Raw genomic sequence first — 22,126 nt, 5'->3', positions numbered from 1 at the left:
TTTATCTCGGCACACACGAAGCCCCATATCAGCTCCCTTGCCATTTGCTTCAAACTTGCCGCGATAAGATATCTGGCAGCTGGTTTTATCCCCAACCCAACCTCCGCCTTTCCAGACACGGTAAGTTCCATTTTCGATAGCAAGGTCCTGATACCAGTTATAGCACCATTCCCGGACATTTCCAGACATATCGTATAAACCAAGCTCATTGGGCTTCTTCAATCCCACAGAGTGAGTCTTATTCCGATTGCTTTCTATGCGGGACCATACCCAATCACCGGATATAAATTCATTCCCGGAATTTCTAAAATACCATGTGGTCTCTTCTTCATCGTTGCTGCCGCTGAAGGTATAGTTTTTGCTCTCTAAACCTCCACTTGCAGCATATTCCCATTCTGCTTCTGTTGGCAGGCGATAGCCATCTGCTCCATCATTTACAGATACAACCCATTTAATATTATCGAATTCGCTTTTATTGTCAGGATCTTTTTTGCTCTTATCTATGGAGTAATATGGCGCCAATCCTTCTTTTTCGCTTCTCTTATTGCAATACTCAATGGAATCATACCAGCTCACCATTTCAACTGGGAGATCATCACCTGGAAAGCCAGAAGGGTTATTGCCCATGACATCAGTCCATTCCTTCTGGGTTACCTCATATTTGCCTATGTAGAAGTCGGAGATTGCCTTGGCCTGTCCCTGTTCTTTTGGCGCCGTCCCTGCAGTCCCATTGCCTGTGACCAACACGAGATTTTCCTGTTCAACTTTCGAACAACCGCAGGAAAATACGGCTACCATAATCAAAAGCAAGATCAGTTTTTTCCCCATAGTTATAATCCTCTCTGTATCTTTTTGGCTGCCTGTAAATATATAATATATAGTTCTAATAATAAATATTATGGAAATTATAAAACTGCAATATTCAAATAGTATGTAGGTAAGTACAGTGTTAATTAGATAATTACACCTTCTATCAGGTGCTTATAACAAATTACCAAACTGTTACATTTGCGGAACCGCTACTCTGATAGCCTTCTACGCAAAGAGCCTGATAAGACCAGGAATTACCTAAATTCATACCTTTGTTTTTCCATGCATTTGCGTGGTTTGCAAAATTAATCTGAGCATTGCTTCCGGTTTGTTTTTTGGACTGTCTAACACTCCAGTACTGTGGAAATGTCTGGTACCCATCAATAGAGGGAGCATTGTAACGCATGGTTGTGTAGATATCGTAGTTGGCTCCGTCACTGTTTACGGTTCCTTTATAGGTACCGGTTGGTCTGTAGGAACCCCAACTATCAACTACATAATACTCAATCAAAGAATTTCTTGTCCAGCCGTAGAAGGTCAGATAACTGTTTCCAGATGGAGCAAAAGAACCTGCGTTATAATTTACGACTCTGCTAGGAGACCCGTAAGTCCAACCTTTACCAACTACAAAGTTACCGCAGTTTGTCCAGTTTACACTGAAATTACCACCGGAGCCATTAACCATATTTACGGTTCCGCCTCCATCGGTATAGTCCTGCCAATAATCAGTAGCTGCATATGTAGTGCCTGCAAAGATACTTGAAAAACCCATCGCAAATATAAATAGAAATGATAAGACCTTTTTACTTACTTTGTTCATATGATACCCCTCCTGTTTAAAAAAACATGATACTAATACTTACCTACATACGATATAAATATTACGAAGTGATACCCTCCTTTCCTAGTTTGGTCAGCCATTTTACTGGTAATGGCAAAGCATAGTTCCATTTAATATATCTTATAATGTGACCAATAAAATGATTGTGGATTTCAAGTTTGACCAAGAATTAGTCTAACAAAACAAAGAAGTTTAGAGATTAGTCTGAATTTAAGCGCAATAAAAAAGAAATATTTCTATTACGCACATATTATCAGTACTGGGCATATTTGTAAATGGTTTGTATAAAAAAAAATTTTTTTTAGTTAATGTTACCAATAGTTTTAAAGCCTTACGAAACAAAAAAAATTTTTTTTGGTTATTTTTATTTTACTTTTGATGTGTCTCTTCGCTTGTTCTATTTTGGTTTTATTGTGGGACATATCATCGAATTTTGAGTATCTACATATGGGTGAAAAGAAAGGATGGTGATCAGATTTTGAGGATTTTTATTTATAGCCGGAAATCCGTCTATACCGGTAAGGGAGAAAGTGTAGAAAATCAGGTTGAGATGTGTAAAAGTTATATTTCGGATAAGCTTTTAAAAGATAGTAAGGCAGAAATAAATATTTACGAAGATGAAGGTTTTTCTGCCAAAAATACAAACAGGCCACAGTTTCAGCAGATGCTCCGTGATATCAAACAAATGAAACCCCAGTACATAGTCTGCTATCGCTTGGACCGTATCAGCCGTAATGTAAGCGATTTTTCTTCTCTCATTGAAGAATTAAACCATCACAATATTTCCTTTGTCTGCATCAGGGAAGAGTTTGACACTTCAAAGCCAATGGGAAAGGCAATGATGTACATAGCTTCTGTATTTGCTCAACTAGAACGGGAGACCATAGCAGAGCGAGTTCGAGACAATATGCTGTTGCTTGCACGTACTGGACGCTGGTTAGGTGGGACTACTCCTATGGGGTATACGTCAGAAAAGATACAAGAGGTCGTCATAGACGGAAAATTAAAGATCGCCTGTAAACTAAAGGACAATCCCGATGAATTGAAGGTGGTGGATTGTATCCATGAAAAGTTTTTAGAGCTTCGCAGTGTTTCTGGTGTTAGTAAGTATTTAATCAAACAGGGAATTAAGACGAGAAATGGAAATATGTTCTCTCTTCCAGGGATAAAAGAGATTTTGCAAAATCCCGTTTATTGCATTGCTGATGAAGACGCTTGGGAGTATTTTACAAGACATCAGTCGGACGTTTGTTTTGAGAAGTCTGATTGTTCTTATAAGTATGCATTGTTGGCATACAACAAACGAGATTATAGAAAAAAGAGTGCTCCAAGGCAGGATATGGATAAATGGATTGTTGCTATGGGAAAGCATAAAGGTCGTATATCCGGTAAGAGATGGGTGGAGTTACAAGACATTCTAAGGGATAACATTCCCACGGGAAAGAAACCGGCTCTCATGCATAATGGCTACTCTATGCTTTCTGGCATGATCTATTGTGATAAATGCAACAACCGTATGTTTGCAAAGCAGCGAAGCGGGAAAAGTGGAAGTCTGTTCTATGATTATATCTGCAACAGCAAGCTGCGTGGTGGCCTAGAACTGTGTAACTGTCAGAATATCAATGGTCAACAGGCGGACGAAATGATTTATGAATCATTAATCCAATATATGAATGAAAATGCTGGTATCTTACCACTTCTTGAAAAACTAAAACGTGAGTTTCAAAGGCAGGTATCTAAAAATTTCTCTGCAATCTTAGAAGATAAGATTAAAAAATCCACTGGTGAAATTGACAATCTCATTCATACACTGTCTCACGAAGAGTTAGGAGCTGCTTTTATCAGGCGGGTAAATGAAAGAATCAGGGATCTTGACGTTGAAATTACTTCTTTAAAGGAAGAAAAAGACCTCCTTAAAGAGAATAAAGGCGACAAAGAAAAGAGAGAACTTAAAATCAACCAGTTCTCTATGGCGTTATGGAATCTCAAAGAAAGTTCTAGCATCTTGTCCATGGAAGACAAACGGACTTTGGTTAAATTATTGGTTAAAAAGATTGTATGGGATGGAAAGAAGCTGCATGTTTATATGAATAGTTAACAACTGCTAAAAGTGTATTCCCATAATGGCAAGCAAGTATAAAAGGCAAAAGTCTAGAAAGATGGCTTTTGGTCGCGGTACTCTTTTGGCAGGCAGTGAAAATGTTCTTTAAATTTCTTATAAAAGAAGGTCAAGTTATCGTAGCCTACTGCATGAGCAATTTCTTTTATTGACATATCTGTGTTGATTAAAAGCTTTTGGGTCGCTTTCATTTTTTGGCACAATATTAACTCTTTATAGGGATACCCTGTATGCTGCTTTAGCAGGGTAGTTAAATAATTGGGATTAATATTAAAAAAAAGTGCAGTACTGTTTAGAGTACTGTTTTTATAATTCGTTTCTATATATTTTAACACAGGTATAATGGAAAATTGGGAGGGGGTGTCCAACTTCTGATTCATCTCATGTCCAAATATATTAACCAGTTCTGAAATAACCAGGATAAATAAATTATTCAGGATTTCAGAAAAATTCAAAGAGGGGCTGTAATACTCGCATAGTAATTCGTTCATAAAAAGAGGCAGGCGCCTGCTATTTGCTGAATGAAACATAATGTAGTTGTTATGATTGGTCTTCCGATTCATGGCATTGATAAAAAAACGTGAGATAATGCTGTCGTTGCTTAGACGGTTTAAAAAAGTATTGTTAAGATAACCTTTGTGAATTAACAAGCTGATCATAATATCATTTTCATTGGTATACCCAATTGCATGTACTGTTTCGCAGTCGATTAGGATAATTTCTCCTTCTAAAAGAGTCAGGGTTTTGCCGTTTATGATCTGTTCGCAGCTTCCGGAAAACATATAATTAATTTCAACAAAACTGTGTACATGGGGAGGGACTTTTTGAAAACGAGAGTTCTTCTTTACGACGAAGGACTCTCCTTCATGGTAACCTTCCAGCCGATAGATGTTCTCATTTCCGATTTTGCTAAAGAGTGCATTTTTGGAAAAATCATATATATTCCCCTCTTTATAATCTAATTCATGTTGTGTAAGGGTGGAAAGAAGAATGGATAGGCTTTGGGTATTCATTAATAACTCCCTTCTGTCTGTTGATTAAAGCGACAATTTAGCTACAAAATGATATCAACAATTTAACAAACTTACGTGTCGGTGTCAATCCTATTTTTTAGTCAGTGTTTCATCTGTAAAACGGACTGAACTTCGAAGGTGGCGGGAATGTAATCCATCTGAAGTTTGGTCACTTAACATCTAGAGTTACGATATTGTGGCACCTTAACCATAGTGTTAATATAAAATCATAGAAATAAAAATCATAGAAAAAGGATGGAAGTATAGATGATAAGGTTAAACGACGCTTTAGACGGTAACACAGGAAATTATATACTCCCATTTCTGTGGCTGCACGGAGAAGAAGAGAATGTCCTCAGGGAAACGGTTCAAAAAATTGAGGAATCTGGAATCAAAGCATTTTGCATTGAAGCAAGACCTCATCCTGATTTTCTAAAGGCAACGTGGTGGAGAGATATAGATATCCTAATGGAAGAGGCAAAAAAAAGAGAAATGAAAATGTGGATTCTGGATGACTCCCATTTTCCAACCGGTTTTGCAAACGGTGAAGTGAAAAATAATTATCCTCATTTACAAAAAAAGTTTTTGACCTGTAAAGTTTTGGACTTTTTTGGTCCGGTACCACATGCTCAGGCTATAATACGTTATGCATACCGTACGGCTCAGGACGAGCTGATAGCTGTAGTTTTGGGAAAGAAAACAGGGTATGAGAAAGTAGACCCAGAGACCTTAGTTGATATTACTGCCCAGGTTGTAGATGATAAGGTGGTTACCTTTGATCTTCAAGAGGGGGAGTGGAGTGTCATGATTGTGATCTCTACTTATGCAGGAGGGGAAAAGGAGACAGAAGGTTATTTAAATCCCATTGTTCCAGAGGCAACGGATGTTCTGATTCATACGGTATATGAGGCCCATTATGAAAAGTATAAGGATGAGTTTGGAAAGACCATAGCAGGATTTTTCTCAGACGAACCACGTTTTGGAAATATGCACGGTGCTAACGGATCCATTGGCAGGGTGGATATGGACCTTCCCTGGCGGGACGATTTAGATGAATTGATAAGCAAAAAACGGGGAGAAGAGTGTGGAAAATATCTGCCTTTATTATTTATTGATGGAGGAGAAACAGGTCACCAGATACGCTACGAATATATGGATCTGGTGAGTAAGCTGTACTCAGAACATTTTAATAAGAGAATTTCAAAATGGTGTACAAGCCATGGAATTGAATATATCGGACATACCATAGAGGATAATAATGCGCATTCCCGTCTGGGTTATGGTGCCGGACATTTCTTCCGCGCTATGGCACATCAGGATATGGCAGGAATTGATGTGGTATTGCATCAATTGCTTCCAGGCATGGATAATGGGATGTTTAAATCAAAGACAAAAGAGGGGTGGGACGGAGAATTCTTTCATTATGCATTAGGCAAACTAGGTTCGTCTCTAGGGCACCAAAACCCTAAAATGCAAGGCCGAACCATGTGTGAAGTGTTTGGAGCCTATGGGTGGGCAGAGGGCAACAAGTTAATGAAATGGATCATTGATTACATGCTAGTAAGAGGAGTGAACTACTTTGTGCCACATGCGTTTGATCCAAAGGAATATCCGGATGCAGATTGTCCGCCCCATTTCTATGCTCATGGAAGAGATCCTCAGTTTAGTGGCTTTCGTATGTTGATGAATTATACCAACCGGCTAAGCCACCTGTTCAACGGGGGAGTTCACAGAGCACCTATGGGAATTATATATCATGGAGAGGCAGAATGGTCAGGAGATTATATGCTGTTGCAAAAGCCAGCCAGAGAACTAACCAGAAACCAGATTGATTTTGATATTCTTCCCATTGACTGTTTATTGGCTGCCCAGGCGACTGAAAGAGGAGTGATTATCAATCAGGAAACCTTTAAAGGATTGGTTATCCCCTATGCCGAAGCTTTGCCATCAGATTTCTTAATTAAACTATTGGAATTCACAGAACATAAGATTCCCCTCTATTGGTTGAATGAGCTTCCTGTCAGAACCAGTGATGGAAAGAATGCAATGGCAGTAATTGAAAAGTTAAGAAATTCCCAATATCTTAAAATAGTATCGGAAACGCAATTGGCAAGCACAATTAAACAAGATGGTCTCCCAGAAGTCCTTGTTGATTCTTATGAGCCTTATTTAAGGTATTATCATTATGAGCATAAAGATGGAGATATTTATTTCTTTGTCAATGAGCATCCTTACAATTCGGTTCACACAAAAGTTACGCTTCCTAGTGAAGGAGATTGTTTGATCTATGATGCAATGGAAAACTGTCTTATAGAAAGTAACCAACCACTGGATATAAACCTTTCACCCTATGAGTCCAGGGTACTCATATATCCTCATTCTTATGAGGATAAAAAACCGTCTAGGGAGTTAGAGCTAGTTGCGGAACAATCGCTACCGGGGCCCTATGAAATTTCTTTTGCCTGTTATCCGGATTTTAGCGACTTTAAGGATATCAAAACATTAGAGCAATTAAAACCCATACAGGAAATTGAAGGATATGAAAATTTTGCCGGTTTTATAAGATATGAAGTCAATGCAGACGTCTTAAAAGCGGAACAAGTGAGACTAAAATTAGAGGGGGTAGCTGAGGGAGTAAAGCTCTGGGTCAATGACGAATTCATAGGAGAAAAAATTTGTCCCCCTTATGAATTTGATATGACGAAGGCAATAAAGAATGGAAAAAACCAGTTCCGTATGGAAGTATCCACTACTTTAGTAAGAGAACGGTATGATTTTTTATCCCAGTTCATGATAATTGAGCCAATTGGGATAAATGGCAGTATAACAATTAAAAGCTATCGTGTACAGTAAGGAGGAGCCAGGATGGATAACAAAAAATTAGCAAATGAAGTACTGGAAAAAGTTGGTGGAAAAGAGAACGTAGCTAATGTGATTCACTGCATGACAAGGTTACGCTTTACATTGAGGGATGATAAAAAGGCCGACAGGGAAGCAGTTAAAAAAATGAACGGTGTCATTTCACTCATTGAACAAGGGGGACAATTTCAAGTAGTAATTGGAAATAGTGTAGCTAAGGTTTATGACGAATTAGTTCCTATGTTAGGAACCGAGGTGGCTTCTAATAATGATAGTTCGCAGGAAAAAGATTCAGTTAAAAAGAAAGAGACCTTGTTTGATATGTTCAGCCGTACCATCTCTGGTGTTTTCACACCTACTTTAGGTGTATTGTCCGCATGTGGTGTGCTGCAAGGTATATTAGCAGTTTGCATCGTTAGCGGCTGGCTGACAAAAACGGACAGTACCTACCTGTTGTTATATGGAATTTCAAATGTTATCTTTTACTTTTTTCCTATATTTTTAGGTGCTTCCGCAGCAGTACAATTTGGTATGAAGCAGTATTTAGGAATGGCAGTAGGGGCCTGTCTCATTTATCCCACCTTTATTTTGGCAGCAGCAGACGGCACGATTAATTCCCTGTTTTCAATTCCTTTAAAGTTAAGTAATTATACCTCTACAGTATTTCCTGTGATCATTGCAGTTTATTTGGGTTCTAAGTTGGAAAAATTACTTAAAAAAATAATGCCTGAGGTGATTTCATTTTTTGCTGTACCGCTTCTTGTTCTCTTATTCATAGTACCATTAACCTTCTGGATTGTTGGGCCTGTGACGATTCTTTTGAGCAGTTTTCTTTCAAAAGTGGTATTAGGAGCATACTCTTTTAATCCCGTGATTGCCGGTCTGTTAATTGGAGGCCCATGGATTGTACTAGTTATGTTTGGCTTGCATTGGGCATTTATTCCGATTTTTATTAATAATTTAGTTACGCTCCAACAGGAACCTGTTATGGGTCTTTTAGCAGCAAACCAGATGGCAATGGCAGGAGCCGTACTGGCAGCAGCAGTGTTGTTAAAGAATAAAACTAAAAAATCAGGAGCCGTCACTGCAGGGGTTACCTGTATATTGGGGATTAGTGAACCGACTCTTTATGGATATTTAATCCCCCTAAAAACACCTATGATTGCTTCCATTATTGCAGGAAGTATTGGTGGTGCTCTATCAGGGCTCTTTGGGACAACGAAATACGCTATGGGTGGATCTGGCGTAATTGCAATACCTACTTATCTTAACCCAGAAGGACTTGATGCGGGATTTTATGGGTTGCTGTTATCTATGGCAGTAGGATTAATCATAGGTTTTATACTTACGTTTATTTTATTAAAGAAGGATCGAAAAAGGTTAGAAGAATTTTAGGCGTACAATAGATAGAAGAGAGAAGCATTTTCTTGCCCTTTCGTTGGTGGCGCATTCCCAACCATGATTGCAATCATTACCATGTTCTTTATCGGGGGTGCCACCGGCTTATATTCCTCTGTACTATCTGCCGCAATTCTTTCAAGCGTCATAGTAATTGGGATTGTTATGACGCTTGTGATATCAAAACTGTTGTCTGCTACCATATTAAAGGGAATTCCTTCTTCCTTTACCCTGGAGCTGCCTCCTTACAGAAGGCCACAGATTGGCAAAGTCATCGTTCGTTCCATATTTGATCGGACTCTGTTCGTGCTTGGTCGCGCTGTGGTTGTAGCGGCACCGGCTGGTATGGTTATCTGGCTTATGGCGAATCTAACCATAGGGGATGCCACCATACTTTCCCTTTGCTCTGGTTTCCTGGATCCGTTTGCAAGAGCCATAGGACTTGATGGAGTGATTCTTCTGGCATTTATTCTTGGATTCCCTGCCAATGAAATCGTAGTGCCTATTATTATCATGGCATATATGGCAGAAGGAAAGCTTTTGGAGATTGATGATCTATCTGTATTAAAAGAGCTTCTGGTGAACAATGGCTGGACCTGGGTCACCGCTGTGAGCACCCTTCTTTTCTCATTGATGCACTGGCCCTGTTCTACCACCTGCCTGACCATACGAAAAGAAACCCAGAGTGTAAAATGGACCTTGGTATCCTGGTTTGTACCTACGATAACCGGTTTCATCGTATGTTTTCTCTTCACTACCGTTTGCCGGGCCTTCCTTTGATGTTTAAAACTTCTCCCATTTGTCTACAATTAGGGTAGAATCATTAGTGGAAAGGAGGGAGAAGCGTGAACCGGAGTTACCACGTTTGCGCCCTGTCAGACCAGAAGAAAGCCAGGAACATGGAAACGGAGATCTCAAAGGTAGACGGAGTGCAAAAAATTAAGATTTCAAAAGATTTAAAAGAAATGCAGATCAAAATGGAAAACGAAAAAACACCCGCTGTCATGGAGCGGGTGGTAAATATCTGTAACCGCATCTCTAATGGCTGTGAAGTAAGGTATAAGTTCACATGAATAACAGTAACCTCTATGGAGAAGAGAGAGTGCCCTCTAAGGAAAAAGGGCACTCTCTTTTTGTTCGTGCTTGTTCCTGCATTGTAAATTATAGATATAGTTTGTAAAGGTTTTGAAAAGCCACTTGAATCAGAGAATAATTAGATCTATTCTTGTTAAGAGTGAAGCGCTTCCACAATTTAGTAAAAAATGAGACATTAAATATTTTATTAACAGGAGGAATGAGGAATGAGGGTTAAAAAGAGGTATGCAACAGTGGCTGTCACGGCTGCCCTGACGCTGACGCTGGCAGGTGGATATGCTTTTGCAGCTACTCAGCATTTTGCGGATTCCACAGCAGATAAAGACTGGGAAAGCTGGGTACAGAAGTGGGATGGTCAGGTAAGTACGGATTACGAGAAGATTGCATTGACTCCCGGGGCCGATGAATCTAAGATGAATTTTGCATGGTATTCAAAGGCAGACGGAGCAGCAACGCCAAAAATTGAGCTTTCTACAAGCCAGGATATGGCAAAGTCTGTAACATTTGAGGGTGCCTTAAGCCAGGCAATTGACGGGTACATTAGCAATAAAGTGACAGTCAGTCCATTAACAGAGAATACGACTTATTATTACCGTTATTATAAAAATGGAGTGCAAAGCCAGACCTGTTCCTTTAAGACTCATAGCTTCAATAGCTATACCATGCTTTACGTAGGAGATCCCCAGATCGGCGCATCTAAAGGTCAGACAACCTCCAAAGGAGATAAGCTTGAGAATTCATCTGCCCTGAATTCGGCAGCGAGGAATGATTCCTTTAGCTGGAATAAAACGTTAAATATCGCGATGGGGGCCAATCCGGATGTGAGCTTTGTACTATCAGCAGGAGATCAGATCAATAAAAATGTGGAAGGCAGAAGTGCAGGAAACGAAGTGGAGTATGCCGGATTTTTAGGCGCAGACTGGATGAAGTCGCTGCCGGTAGCAACTACCATCGGCAATCACGACTCAACCAATGAAAGCTATAGTTACCATTTTAATAACCCAAATGACACTCAGCTTGGGAAGACATCAGCGGGTGGAGACTATTTCTATAAATACGGTCCAGCTTTGTATGTAATTTTAAATACAAATAATTATAACTGTGCGGAGCATGAGCAGGTAATAAAACAGGCAGTAGCCGCTTATCCAAATACCTCATGGAGATTCGTTATGATACATCAGGATATTTATGGAAGCGGTCTGGATCACTCAGATTCTGACGGTATCGTACTGAGGACTCAGCTTACGCCGCTAATGGATAAATATGACGTAGATGTGGTTTTTCAGGGGCATGATCATACTTATTCCCGAAGCTACCTCTTAAAGTCAGATTCAAAGACTCATACCAAGTACGATTTTTATGACTGGGATAATGTAAAGGATCCGGCAGGCAATGTATTTCCTTACAGCAATACGGACTATCAGAAGGAAAATAATAGCTATACCATAGCAAATACCATGTCCGGTAGTGTAACAAATGCAGATGGAACGCTATATATGGAAGCCAATTCCTCAACTGGCAGCAAGTTTTATGAGCTGATCCCTACGAAACAGGATTATATTGCAGTGAGGAATCAGAACTGGAATCCAACGTATTCGGTTATCCGTGTCAATCAGAATACCTTTACCATAGACACTTACGAGATTGCAGGTGGACGTATTCAGAACATAGATCAGACCTTTACCTTAAAAAAGACCAGTACTTCAAGAAGATAGGAAATGAAACTATGGAAAAGAAAATCCAATGGGCGGTATTTGCTGTTATCATAGCTGCCTTTACCTTGTTTTTGATTCAATTCAACCAGGTGGATATAGCAAGTCTTGTGTCTACACAGGGGAGAACGTTTGAACGGGCAAAAATAATAAAGGTCCTTAAGGACAATGTACAAGAGGATGGAAATCGTGTCGGGCAGCAAACCGTTTTCATTGAACTTCTGACAGGTCCGAAAAAAGGACAGACAGCAGAAGCCACCAGCAACAATGGCTATTTGTTCGGGGCGGCCTGCCGGCCTGGAATGAAGGTAATCATCATACAGAGCATTTCCGGGGATATTTCTTTGCATACAGTATATAGTGTAGACCGGGAGTGGGTGGTTCTTGGGTTCCTAGTTATATTCTTTGGGGTCGTGTGCCTCATTGGAGGAAAAAAAGGGGTGTTGACTTGCATTGGTCTGATATTTACCTTTGTGTGTATCATCTGGCTTTATCTTCCCATGATTTATAAGGGATATTCGCCCTTTCTGGCAGCCATAGTGGTTGCGGCTGTTACGACCTTTGTAACCATGTATCTTTTGGGAGGATGGTCCGGAAAAACATTCTGTGCCGTTATTGGAACTGTTGGTGGAGTGGTAATTGCAGGAATATCGGCGTTTCTGTTTGGGAAGGCAGCTTACTTAAATGGTTATAATACACCGGAAATCGAGTCTTTGCTGGTGCTTCAAAACATCAGGGGAATCCAGGTTGGGGAATTATTGTTTTCTGGTCTTTTAATCTCTGCTCTGGGAGCGGTAATGGATGTGGCGATGGCAATATCCTCCACCGTATTTGAAATACATGAACAGATGCCTGAACTTGACCGAAAAGGATTGTTCCGTTCGGGAATGAATGTAGGACGGGATGCCATGGGGACTATGGTCAATACCCTGATTCTGGCTTTCGTAGGAAGCAGTGCAAGTACATTGCTTTTAACCTATGCTTACGAACTGCCATATCTTCAGATTGTCAATTCCAGCAGCATAGTGATTGAAATCATGCAGGGAATATCCGGAAGTATGGGAATTATTTTAACGGTTCCCATTGTCTCTCTCATTGCATCTTTTGTAGCAGCAGGAAGAAGGGCAGAAATACCGGACGTTTCTGCCACCCTTACAGAATATCTGACTGAGAGTAAATAGAATTCTAAAAAGCTGAAAATTCAGCAAAAAAAAGAACTGTCCACAGATGATACTATTAGAAGTGGCAGTTCTTTTTCGTTGTATTAATGAGCCTTTTTGGCAAATTCCCCAATCTTCTTGTCCATATTGGAGATATGCTTGGTAAGCCAGTCTAAGATCATCTGATTGGCATTAAGAATCACAAGCAGATTTCCACCTGAAGAGTTATAGTCGCTCTTTATCTTATTAAGCTGTGTTATAAAGGCAGTGTGAGCCGCTTTTTGTTCCTGGTATCCTGGATACTGGATGCTCAGCATATATTTTTCTTCATCAGCAAAATGCTTTTTGGTATAATCATCAAGAAAATCCAGAAGCTCTCCTACGTATTCTTTCGCCCGATTATTCTTACCTGCTTCAAAAAGGGCCTCCGCTTTTTGAAACCACATCTTATGCTGATCGTCGATCATAGAGATTCCAACGGATAAATTTGGTGTCCATGGCATGACTATTTCCTCCTGATTGTATTAATTTTATCTTTATTAATTATATACCCATTATATGGAAAAATCAATGGATAAAACTAAAAATAGAAACTGTTATCGATGTTTTCCTTGCTATAGGTAAAACCTAAGCCCAAAAGAAGCGGATAAAATTGACGTACCCTCTCAGCAATGCTATAATTTTTATTTAGTATATAGTAAGGGAGAATTATTATGGAAGCAGAGGGAATCCGTCTGAATAAATTTTTAAGTGAAGCAGGGGTCTGTTCTCGAAGAGAGGCGGACCGTCTCATAGAGTTTGGAAAGGTGCGGATCAATGGACAAGCCGTAACTGCAGGTCAAAAAGTTTTACCAGGTCAGTCCGTATCGGTCAAAGGCCGTGAGATCATTACAACTGGAAAAAAGGAAGGCCACAAGGAAAAGCAGGTTTTGCTGGCAGTCTATAAGCCCAAAGGCATCGTGTGCACCACCTCTAATAAGGATCGTGCACCAAATATCGTAGATATGTTAGATTATCCGGTACGTGTTTATCCCGTTGGACGCCTAGATAAGGAATCCGAAGGTCTGATTCTTATGACAAACCAGGGAGACCTAGTGAATAAAATAATGCGCAGCGGAAATGCTCATGAAAAGGAATACCTTGTAAAGGTAAATCGTCCTGTAACCGACGAGTTTATCCGGAAAATGAAAAAGGGAGTTCACTTAACGGAATTGGATGTAACCACAAAGCCCTGCTTTGTTGCTAAGACCGGTGAAAAAGCATTTAGAATTATTTTAACTCAGGGCCTAAACCGTCAGATTCGCCGAATGTGCGAGGAACTTAATTTTGAGGTACGGCTTTTGAAGCGAATGCGTATCATGAACATCGAGTTAGGAGATTTAAAGTCAGGTGCTTACAGAGAACTTTCAAAGAAAGAATACCATCAGATGAAGGAGGCCGTAAAGGACTCAACCAGTCTTTCTAATAAAGATCAAAAAAAGGAGTTATCTGATGGACGACGTAAAAAGTAACAAAATGAAAGAACTCATCCAGATCTTGAATGAAGCGGGTAAAGCTTATTATCAGGAGAGCCGTGAGATCATGAGCAATTTCGATTACGACAAGCTTTACGATGAGCTTTTGGACCTTGAAAAGGAGACGGGAGTGATTCTATCCAAGAGTCCGACCCAGAACGTAGGATTTAAGGTACTAAGCGAGCTACCAAAGGAAGCACATGACAGCCCCATGCTTTCCCTTGACAAGACAAAAAGTGGGGAAACGCTGGCCGATTGGCTAGGAAGCCAGGAGGGAGTTCTCTCATGGAAGCTTGACGGATTAACCGTTGTTCTTAACTACAATCACGGAACCCTTCAAAAAGCAATCACAAGAGGAAACGGTGAGATTGGAGAAGTCATTACCAATAACGCCAAAGTATTTTCCAACCTCCCCTTAAATATATCTCACCAGGGAGAGCTTGTATTAAGAGGCGAAGCAATCATCAAATATTCGGATTTTAACCGGATCAATGAACAAATAGAAGATGTAGCCGCCAAATACAAAAACCCCAGAAACCTATGCAGCGGTTCTGTTAGACAGTTAAATAATGAGATCACTGCAAAGAGAAATGTGAATTTTAAAGCATTCACATTGGTATCTGCAGAAGGCGTTGATTTTAATAACTCCAGACAGGCTCAGTTTGAATGGTTAAAGAAACAAGGATTTGGTGTAGTAGATTATAAAATGGTAACAAAAGATACTTTGCCAGATGCTGTTGAAGAATTTGCAAACAAGGTATCCAGCTACGATATACCGTCTGATGGTTTAGTATTGTTATATGATGATATCGCCTACGGCGAGTCTCTCGGACGCACCGCCAAGTTTCCCCGTTCTGCCATCGCCTTTAAATGGGCCGATGAGATCGCGGAAACAAAGCTGACTAAGATATTATGGAGCCCGTCAAGAACTGGTCTCATTAACCCCGTGGCCATCTTTGAGCCAGTGGAATTAGAGGGAACCACCGTAAGCCGCGCCAGCGTCCACAATCTAAGCATTATGGAGGCTTTGCAATTAGGTGAGGGGGATCAAATTACCGTATATAAGGCGAATATGATCATTCCTCAGATTGCAGATAATCTCACAAGAAGCGGTACCATAATAATTCCTGAGGAATGTCCCGTGTGCAGTGGTGAGACTGAGATACGAAGAGTCAACGATGTAAAAAGCTTATATTGCACCAATCCAGACTGCCAGGCCAAGCGAATTAAGAGCTTTTCTCTGTTTGTAAGCCGTGACGCATTGAATATTGAAGGTCTTTCGGAAGCCACTCTTGAGAAATTCATCGGAGCCGGATACATCCGGGAGTTCGCTGATATATTTCATTTGGAGCAGTATGAGGAATCCATTACCCAGATGGAGGGCTTTGGAAGAAAATCATATGATAATTTAATCAAGGCTGTTAAAATTGCTTCCAATACCACACTACCAAGGTTAATCTATGGACTTGGAATCTCTGGTATCGGTCTATCCAATGCTAAGATGCTCTGCAAGGAATTTCAGTTTGATTTTAGTGCGATGCGAAATGCAGGGGAAGAGAAGTTGATTTCAGTATCTGGAATTGGTAAGGTATTGGCAGATGCATGGATGAATTATTTCAGTCAGGAGAAGAACAACGAGATGGTGGACCGTCTGCTTATGGAACTTACCATGAAGCAGGAGGCAAAGACAGAGGTCAGTAAAAAGCTGGAGGGCATGGTATTTGTTATCACAGGCTCTGTGGAGCATTTTGAAAACCGGAAAGCACTTGGGGAGGCCATTGAGGCTCAAGGCGGTAAGGCTACCGGTTCTGTCACTTCAAACACCACTTATTTAATAAACAATGATACTACGTCCAATTCCTCTAAAAATAAAAAGGCGAAGGAACTGGGAGTGCCCATTATTTCGGAGGAAGATTTCATAAGATTACTGGAGGAATAAAATATGCCGATTAAAGTACAAAGGGATTTGCCAGCAAAAGCCGTATTGGAAAAAGAGAACATATTTACCATGGACGAGGATCGTGCCTCAAGCCAGGACATACGTCCCCTTGAGATTCTGATTGTAAACCTTATGCCTATTAAGGAAGATACGGAAACTCAGCTTCTGCGCGCTCTGTCCAATACACCCCTCCAGGTGGATTGTTCCTTTTTGATGCTAGAGAGCCATACCTCAAAGAATACCTCTGCCAGTCATTTGAATAAGTTTTATAACTACTTTGAAGAAGTGAAGAATAAAAAGTTCGATGGTATGATCATTACGGGTGCTCCCGTGGAGCATATGGAATTTGAAGAGGTGAATTACTGGGATGAGCTAGTGCACATCATGGAATGGAGCAAGACCCATGTAACTAGCACTCTCCACATCTGCTGGGGCGCCCAGGCTGGACTTTATTATCATTATGGGATTAATAAATATAAAATAGATAGTAAGTTATCTGGTATTTATAATCACAAGGTCCTGGACCGGAAGGTTCCTTTGGTTCGAAGCATGGATGATTATATTATGGCACCCCATTCCAGATATACAGAGTTTCGGAAAGCGGATATTGAAAAGAATCCAGGACTTAAGATTCTTGCGGAATCTAAGGAGGCAGGACTGTTTCTCGTTATGAATAAAGATGGGAAACAGATCTTTGTTCAGGGACATCCGGAGTATGATCGGATGACGTTAGATGGGGAGTATCATAGGGATTTGGATAAAGGCCTGGATCCGGAGATACCTTGTAATTATTATGAAAATGATGATCCTAATACGGTTCCTATGCTTAACTGGAGAAATGCGGCGAATACGTTGTATGCCAATTGGTTGAATTATTATGTATATCAGGTTACACCGTTTGATCTTGAGGATGAAGATGCGGATTATCAGATTTAGTGGGAGTTTTTGCGTTTTCTCAAGTTAAACACAGAATGGGCCAAGCTATCGTAAAGTATTGCGAAATTTAATGTTCTAGTGAAAGATTGGGATACGATTTAAGACAAATTGAGGTATAAAATACACTCCAAAAGACTTGTATAATAATAGAAATTTGGACATTAGAATTGTCCATATGCTTGTATAAAAAAATATGAGCATATGGGCTTATTTTAGTGCCTGAAAAGACAAATGTAATACATTCCCTTCATAGCTTCAAACTTATATATGTACAATATTGGGAAATTGTAACATCACTATCGGGCATGTGAAAGTTTCTCTGTAAAACAGGGTCTTCTATGATAAAATAATATATCATAGGAGGCCTTTTATTATGGCGAGAGAAAAGAAACCAGTGCACAGAGTACAAATGACAGATGGTAAGCGTAACATTATCCGGCAGCTTCTTGAAGAGTATGACATTGAGTCTGCGCTGGATATCCAGGAAGCTCTTAAAGATCTTCTGGGTGGTACAATTAAAGAAATGATGGACACAGAGATGGACGACCACCTTGGTTACAGTAAATCCGAACGATCGGATAACGATGATTACCGCAATGGTTATAAATTAAAACAGATTAACAGTAGCTATGGAAGCATGAAGATTGATGTACCTGAGGATCGAAAGTCTACCTTTGAGCCACAAGTGGTGAAGAGAAGGCAGAAAGATATCTCTGAAATTGATCAGAAGATCATATCCATGTACGCGAAGGGAATGACGACCAGACAGATCTCGGACACTATTAATGATATCTATGGCTTTGAAGCTTCTGAGGGTTTTATATCAGATGTGACAGATAAAATAATTCCGCAAATCGAAGACTGGCAGAACCGCCCTCTTTCCGAGGTCTATCCAGTGCTATATATTGATTCCATTCATTATTCTGTAAGATATAACGGTGTCATTCGTAAACTTGCAGCCTATGTCGTTCTTGGAATTAATCTTGATGGACGCAAGGAAGTTCTAACCATTGAAATAGTGGGAGATGAAAGTTCTAAGTACTGGTTATCTGTGTTAAACGGGCTTAAAAATCGTGGAGTAAACGACGTTTTACTTATCTGTGCAGATGGTCTGACTGGAATCAAAGAAGCAATTTTAACCGCATTTCCCAAAACAGAATATCAGAGATGTATTGTTCATCAGGTACGAAACACTCTGAAATATGTATCCGATAAAGAGCGAAAGCCTTTTGCAACGGACCTAAAAACAATCTACCAGGCACCAACCGAAGAAAAAGCATTGGAAGCTCTGGCGCGGGTAACAGAGAGATGGTCTGAAAAATATCCGAACTTCATGAGGAGCTGGAGTCAGAACTGGGATGCCATTTCCCCCATCTTTAAGTTCTCCTCTGATGTCCGCAAGGTTATCTATACCACAAATGCCATAGAGAGCTTAAATGCTACATACCGTAAGCTAAACCGTCAAAGAAGCGTATTTCCAAGTGATAAGGCCTTATTAAAAGCATTATACCTTTCAACCTTTGAAGCCACAAAAAAATGGAGTATGCCATCCGTAACTGGGGTCAGGTCTACGGTGAATTAAGCATTATGTATGATGGGCGACTGCCTGAATAGTGGTTTAATATAAAGTAAAAAAACAGACGGAAAAATCCGTCTGCACTTGACATGCCCAGCATGTGCTGTTATATATAAATCAAGGGCTGAACACACTTTTAGGAGCTATCAGCCCAATCATTATCATAGAAGATTCACTTTTACAGAATTTGTTCACATACTCACTATTTGTTCCACAGAGTATCTACGATGTTCTGTCCATGTATCAATTTCTGCAGGTTTAAAGAGTCCTACTTCATCATAATATCGTAACATTCGTATAGATACCTGTGTTATTTTTGAAAAATCTCCGATTTTAAACATGAAAGCACCTCCTGAAAATAATTATACTAAATATAACCAATACTTCAATTTAATTATTTAAATTAGAACATGCAATATTGTCTGAGTAATAATGCAGAAAGTGGGAAGTAGAAGAGTAAGGTTAAATTATAAAAAAGGAGTATTAGTATTTTTTTTATTATAGTAAAACCCAACATGAACATAGAAATGAAGCGCTATCTTCTGAAACACTAAGAGAATCTCTCTATTACTGAGAATAAACGAATCAAGAAATATAAAGAAAAAGGTGGTAGATAGAAAATCTGCCACACAAATCGTGTGGCAGTTCAAAGGCACCTTATTTTGCATTTTTTACCTGTCTAAAATTGATTTAAGTACAAAGTAAAGAAAAAACTTATTCAACTCCTAAATATTAATAATAGTTTGTTTTTTAATTGTTAGTAATGTAGATAATAAAAAATTACTTAGCACATGATTAAAATTACCTATTAGTGAAATTTTTAACCAAATTTGCATCTATGTCAAAATTAACTGCATTTGTTTTTAAGTTCTAATGTAACCTCATTAGCTACTTGAATTCCAGACAATATAGCGTTAAGAATTCCTTCTCCTGTCTCAGGATTGCATGTGCCGGAAAAATCACCTGTTATATGATAAGGGCATATTCCACCAGAAAAATCAACAGTTCCCAACATATTTCCTCTCGGTTCTAGGATGGTTTTCATGTTCTCAAAAAGATTAACTGCGTAGCGTTCTTTACAATATTTGAATTGTCTATACATGTTCTTGCAAGCTGTTAAAAATCCCATTCCAATATTCCAAGTGTTGACACTAACAGGTATAATCCAAAAATAATTTAGAGCGTTTCGTCCTTCCATAGGTAATAACATACCTATATCATAATAGAAATAAAATGTGTCTGTTTTAATTTTTGACTTACCCACGACCAATTCCGAAATTCCAAATGCAGGGATTTGATTAAGAACAGCATCTTTATTGAATTGCCTTGCTCCAATAGCCAGTATAACTTTTCTGGCATAATGGCCATTAACTAAATACAGTTCATTTTCCTGTGATACTTCTTTTACGTATTCACCAAAAATATATTTTGCACCGGCATTCATAGCTTGCTCTGATAAAAAAACATCAAAGTTGTTGCGAGTGGTTCCAATACTGAACTGATCTGGTGCATAGTCAAATGCTTCGCAATCACCATACTGAAAAATTTTCCCATGCTTAATACTTGCTGCTCCACGAAATAATAGCTCATTTGCATCTATGTCAATTTGCCTTAATTGGCTAATACTACGATGCGATATCCATCCACCACAGATTTTCTCACCATATTTTGGTAACTTTTCTATAGCAAGAACAGAAAAACCTTGACGTGCCAGTAAATAAGCGGAGATTGAACCTGAAACACCACAACCAATTATAATACAATCATACACCATTTTGGTTACCTCCTTTTTTAATCATTTAATAACTGTTTTTATGCTTTTACTACTAACTAAATGTTCATTACGAAGAAAAAATGTCAAACTTTTGGTTGCTATTGGACAAAAGCTATTAGGTATAAATATGTCCCCTCCTGCTGAGGCTTATGTATCGTATATTCTTAACTGTTTTTTATTCAAGCAAAAGTCTCTATTATTTTTTGGGATTAACTAGTCTTATAGCTGGTGATTGAATTTCATATAAATTAAAACTCATACTTCAGAAAACGTATTGGTCAAAATGTGTTTAGAATACTAATATGATGGCTTATTATGTTGAGATAAATGGATTCATATAGAACCCAATCCAAATATGATGTACTAAGACCTCATAATACGCTCGCAGATAACCTAAAAACATATTTTTATTTCATACAAATTTATTTTGTTTAAATAGATAAAAGGTTTTGTTTTAAGCGGATATACCGATTAAGTGCGTATTGTTCCATAAGATGACCATCAAAGGGAGTTCTCGTTTTTCCCCAAAGACTCCATAAAAAGTCAAGATAAATTTTATTTGCCATAAATCTAAATTTTTCATCTTCCATAGGCTTATGACCGAGATAACATGATAAAAGCTTTGCGTCCATCTCGTCATTCATTTGAGCTTCGATGGACACATCAGCTAAATCCCAAAAAGGATCGTTCATACCAGCGTATTCCCAATCTATTAGATACATCCGACTGTCATCACATATCCAGTTTTCGCACAATGGATCATTATGGCAAGGTACAAGGGTTGAAATGCCTTTGTCTGTTTCATTTTTTATTTGCATTACTTGCCTATTAACATCATGATAGTCTTCATAGAAACTGCCGTTATTTGACTTAATAAAATCTTCATAGCCATTTACCATTTGGAAAAATTCAAAAGGAACACCAGTATTAAAATCACATTTATGAAGTGTTTTTAATAAATCTGCAACAGCCAGGATATTTTCTCTTTTCCGCATAGTGTTAGGCGACATAGTACGGGCATTTTCTATGTATCTGGAAATTTTTATGCCAGTTTTGTCGCAGAAATACAGCAGATCTGTATCAATTCCAAGTTTACACGCAAGAACTGTACTGATTTTTTCGTATTGGCGGTTGATTAGTTCTTCGGTTCCTTCTCCTGGGAGCCTGAATACATATTGTTTACTAGAATCCATAAGAACACAATAAGACCGATTGGTCAGTCCACCAAGGCGAGTCAATGAAATTACAGAGTTTACCGGAAATATTGTTTGCGCCAGTTTTTCAATATTTTTTTTGTCAGATAGTTCAATTTTCATCATTATCAATCTCCGTCTCGTACGATGTAAGAGCTTCTGTGCCATATAATTTAATGTATTTGTG

At 39.1% G+C, this 22,126-nt stretch carries 15 protein-coding genes and 3 pseudogenes; 11 read left to right on the top strand and 7 right to left on the bottom strand.

The features are described from left to right. Both BET01_RS11365 and BET01_RS11360 read right to left on the bottom strand, forming a co-directional pair. Window positions 1-828 (bottom strand): formylglycine-generating enzyme family protein (locus tag BET01_RS11365; protein WP_120196941.1); only part of this gene is annotated, 828 nt, incomplete at its 3' end. 163 nt (window positions 829-991) lie between these two features. Beyond that, complete coding sequence (locus BET01_RS11360) at window positions 992-1,630, bottom strand: glycoside hydrolase family 11 protein (RefSeq protein ID WP_120196940.1); 639 nt, start codon at window positions 1,628-1,630, stop codon at window positions 992-994. Window positions 1,631-2,129: 499 nt separating this feature from the next. Between BET01_RS11360 and BET01_RS11355 the strand changes: the two genes are divergently transcribed. Next, complete coding sequence (locus BET01_RS11355; RefSeq protein WP_120196946.1) at window positions 2,130-3,749, top strand: recombinase family protein; 1,620 nt, start codon at window positions 2,130-2,132, stop codon at window positions 3,747-3,749. A gap of 53 nt (window positions 3,750-3,802) precedes the next feature. On the opposite strand, the gene BET01_RS11350 is transcribed toward BET01_RS11355, so the two are convergent. After that, a complete protein-coding gene (locus BET01_RS11350) occupies window positions 3,803-4,783 on the bottom strand; it encodes an AraC family transcriptional regulator (RefSeq protein ID WP_120196938.1) in 981 nt (326 codons plus the stop codon). A 267-nt stretch (window positions 4,784-5,050) separates the two neighbouring features. On the opposite strand from BET01_RS11350, the gene BET01_RS11345 reads away from it, so the two are divergent. From BET01_RS11345 to BET01_RS11320, 6 genes and pseudogenes are all read left to right on the top strand, one after another. Next, a complete protein-coding gene (locus BET01_RS11345; protein ID WP_120196936.1) occupies window positions 5,051-7,636 on the top strand; it encodes a glycosyl hydrolase in 2,586 nt (861 codons plus the stop codon). Window positions 7,637-7,648: 12 nt separating this feature from the next. Next, complete coding sequence (locus tag BET01_RS11340; RefSeq protein WP_120196935.1) at window positions 7,649-9,037, top strand: PTS transporter subunit EIIC; 1,389 nt, start codon at window positions 7,649-7,651, stop codon at window positions 9,035-9,037. A gap of 48 nt (window positions 9,038-9,085) precedes the next feature. Next, window positions 9,086-9,820: pseudogene (locus tag BET01_RS11335) on the top strand (nucleoside recognition domain-containing protein); the annotation flags it as partial. A 65-nt stretch (window positions 9,821-9,885) separates the two neighbouring features. Continuing rightward, complete coding sequence (locus BET01_RS11330) at window positions 9,886-10,113, top strand: hypothetical protein (RefSeq protein WP_120196931.1); 228 nt, start codon at window positions 9,886-9,888, stop codon at window positions 10,111-10,113. Window positions 10,114-10,341: 228 nt separating this feature from the next. Further along, window positions 10,342-11,850: a purple acid phosphatase family protein gene (locus tag BET01_RS11325; RefSeq protein ID WP_120196929.1), complete on the top strand. Its 1,509-nt coding sequence runs from the start codon at window positions 10,342-10,344 to the stop codon at window positions 11,848-11,850. Between the two features lie 11 nt (window positions 11,851-11,861). Continuing rightward, window positions 11,862-13,028, top strand: a complete 1,167-nt coding sequence (locus BET01_RS11320) for a YibE/F family protein (protein ID WP_120196928.1) — start codon at window positions 11,862-11,864, stop codon at window positions 13,026-13,028. Between the two features lie 83 nt (window positions 13,029-13,111). Here the strand turns inward: BET01_RS11320 and BET01_RS11315 are convergent, their stop codons facing one another. Next, window positions 13,112-13,510 (bottom strand): bacteriohemerythrin, encoded by a 399-nt coding sequence (locus BET01_RS11315; protein ID WP_120196926.1) that lies wholly within the window; start codon window positions 13,508-13,510, stop codon window positions 13,112-13,114. 210 nt (window positions 13,511-13,720) lie between these two features. On the opposite strand from BET01_RS11315, the gene BET01_RS11310 reads away from it, so the two are divergent. The 4 genes and pseudogenes from BET01_RS11310 (at window position 13,721) to BET01_RS11295 (ending at window position 19,010) form a co-directional block, all read left to right on the top strand. After that, window positions 13,721-14,518 carry a pseudouridine synthase gene (locus BET01_RS11310; RefSeq protein ID WP_120196924.1) on the top strand — a complete coding sequence of 266 codons (798 nt, stop codon included), beginning with the start codon at window positions 13,721-13,723 and terminating at the stop codon, window positions 14,516-14,518. Further along, window positions 14,499-16,460, top strand: coding sequence for an NAD-dependent DNA ligase LigA (ligA, locus tag BET01_RS11305; protein WP_120196922.1), 1,962 nt, complete (start codon window positions 14,499-14,501; stop codon window positions 16,458-16,460). The genes BET01_RS11310 and ligA overlap by 20 nt, the downstream gene beginning before the upstream one ends. A gap of 3 nt (window positions 16,461-16,463) precedes the next feature. Beyond that, on the top strand, window positions 16,464-17,396 hold the full coding sequence (gene metA, locus BET01_RS11300) for a homoserine O-acetyltransferase MetA (protein ID WP_120196920.1): 933 nt from the start codon (window positions 16,464-16,466) through the stop codon (window positions 17,394-17,396). Window positions 17,397-17,769: 373 nt separating this feature from the next. Then, a pseudogene (locus BET01_RS11295) lies at window positions 17,770-19,010 on the top strand (IS256 family transposase). Window positions 19,011-19,175: 165 nt separating this feature from the next. Here the strand turns inward: BET01_RS11295 and BET01_RS11290 are convergent. From BET01_RS11290 to BET01_RS11280, 3 genes and pseudogenes are all read right to left on the bottom strand, one after another. Continuing rightward, window positions 19,176-19,313 (bottom strand): annotated as a pseudogene (locus BET01_RS11290) (MerR family DNA-binding transcriptional regulator); the annotation flags it as partial. A gap of 506 nt (window positions 19,314-19,819) precedes the next feature. Beyond that, window positions 19,820-20,746: an NAD(P)/FAD-dependent oxidoreductase gene (locus BET01_RS11285; RefSeq protein WP_120196917.1), complete on the bottom strand. Its 927-nt coding sequence runs from the start codon at window positions 20,744-20,746 to the stop codon at window positions 19,820-19,822. A 431-nt stretch (window positions 20,747-21,177) separates the two neighbouring features. Then, entirely contained in the window at window positions 21,178-22,065 is an 888-nt protein-coding gene (locus BET01_RS11280; RefSeq protein ID WP_158585044.1) for a choline/ethanolamine kinase family protein, read from the bottom strand. Window positions 22,066-22,126 lie beyond the last annotated feature (61 nt).

It is taken from the genome of Lacrimispora algidixylanolytica, assembly GCF_003609635.1.
Classification (GTDB): domain Bacteria; phylum Bacillota; class Clostridia; order Lachnospirales; family Lachnospiraceae; genus Lacrimispora; species Lacrimispora algidixylanolytica.
Note: the sequence above shows the minus strand (reverse complement) of the source record. Positions and strands in the feature narration are given on the sequence as shown.